Origin of the sequence: Piscinibacter defluvii, assembly GCF_004011805.1 — a bacterium.
Lineage (GTDB): Bacteria > Pseudomonadota > Gammaproteobacteria > Burkholderiales > Burkholderiaceae_C > Piscinibacter > Piscinibacter defluvii.
Map to the genome: position 1 here is coordinate 1 of NZ_RCHJ01000105.1, position 1501 is coordinate 1501.

1 protein-coding gene and 1 pseudogene are annotated in these 1501 nt (G+C 64.6%); both read right to left on the reverse strand.

The annotated features are described in order from the left end of the window. A pseudogene (locus tag D9C15_RS33060) lies at window positions 1-233 on the reverse strand (GNAT family N-acetyltransferase); the annotation flags it as partial. Window positions 234-953: 720 nt separating this feature from the next. Further along, window positions 954-1501, reverse strand: a 548-nt coding sequence (locus tag D9C15_RS33065) for a GNAT family N-acetyltransferase (RefSeq protein WP_310734549.1), incomplete at its 5' end; no start/stop codon positions are given.

The window sequence follows — 1501 nt, forward strand, 5'->3', positions numbered from 1 at the left end:
GGACCGAAGAGAAAGGCAACTTCGGCGAGGGAATCGTGAACTGTGGCCTCGAGCCGGCCGAGCATGGCATTGGTGCCAGCGTCGCGCACCAGGTAGTTCAACCAAGTTTGGCCGACGGCGCGGGCTGGTGGACCGGCAAGTGCGCGGGACAGGGAAAGCTTGAAATCGCTGAGCGACGGAACCTCATCTTCGATGTGCTGGTACACGGTTGCGTGCAACAGCGTGACGGCCAACTCGTCCAGATGTCCGACGCGTAGTGGTTCAAAGACAAGCCGAGCAGTCACGGTGGGGGTGTGTGCGGCCTAACGTTTGAGCTGAGGCGCAGCTGCCGGATTGGCGCTTGGCCCGCGCGACGGATGATGACACTGGCCGTTGCGCGGGCCAAGCGCCAAGCCGGTGGCTGTCGCCTCCAGCGAAGGGTTAGGCCTCGCTCGCGGTGCCCCGCTCGGGCTTGAAGGCGAAGGGCCTTCCTCTGGCGACCCTGTGCTCCTGCGGTGGCTGAGCGCCAGAACACCAGGCGCTTGGCGGCGGCGATGGGAGTGCATTTCTCGTTCGAGGGCAACGAAGGGTTCGCCGACCGCCAGCGGACGGGCGGCTCGCTCCACGCGAGGTGGGAACCTCATGTTCGCTGAGTTCGCTGTGACCCTGCGGAAGACGAGTGACCTGTAGCCGCTTCTCGCGAACCGAAAGGCTCGGGCCTGATGCGTGCCAAGGGCTCCGACACCTTGCGCTCGACCGGCGAACATGGCGTCGCTCTCCTGGACCTGAGGCGCTGAATTGCCAGGCTTTGAATTCACTTCTTGCCGGAGCGCTCGCCTGCTGCTTGCTGCGAGGCCTAACGTTTGAGCTGAGGCGACCGCCGCGGGTTGGCGCTTGGGCCGCGAGGCCGATGATAAGAACTACGGCCTCGCGGCCCAAGTGCCAAGCCGTGGAGGGTCGCCTCGAGTGAAGGGTTAGGCCACACTCGCCACCATGAGGTGGTAAGTGTTGCGCTGCTCGACCTTGCGAAAGCCACAGCTCTCGTACATGTACTGCGCTGGATTCTCGGGATGAACCGTGAGTGACACCTGACGATAGCCGGCCAGAGCCGCGGCTCGAAGAGTCTCGAGCATGAGCGGCCGACCGTAGCCTCGATGTTGGAACTCCGGTTCGAGTGCGATGCCGAGTTGGGGCGTCTGGGCATCGACAGATGCTAGCCCGACACCGACGGGTAGCAGGCGCACCCAGCAGGCGCCCGCGTCAGTTCCATTCACCTGTGCGACGACTCCGACGTCTGTAGGCTTGCCCCAGTGCTCGGCATAGATGCGCACACCCGGGACCTGAAGGACTTCGATGGGACGGAGCCCGGCGGGCGGCGGATCCCAGAGTGCCACGTGAAGCCAATGCCAAAGCATGTCTTGGTCTTCAGCGAAGAGGGGCCTGAATCGGAGCACCGGTGTGTGGCCTAACGTTTGAGCTGAGGGGCCGGAGCCGGGAAGGCGCTTGGCCCGCGAGGCGGATG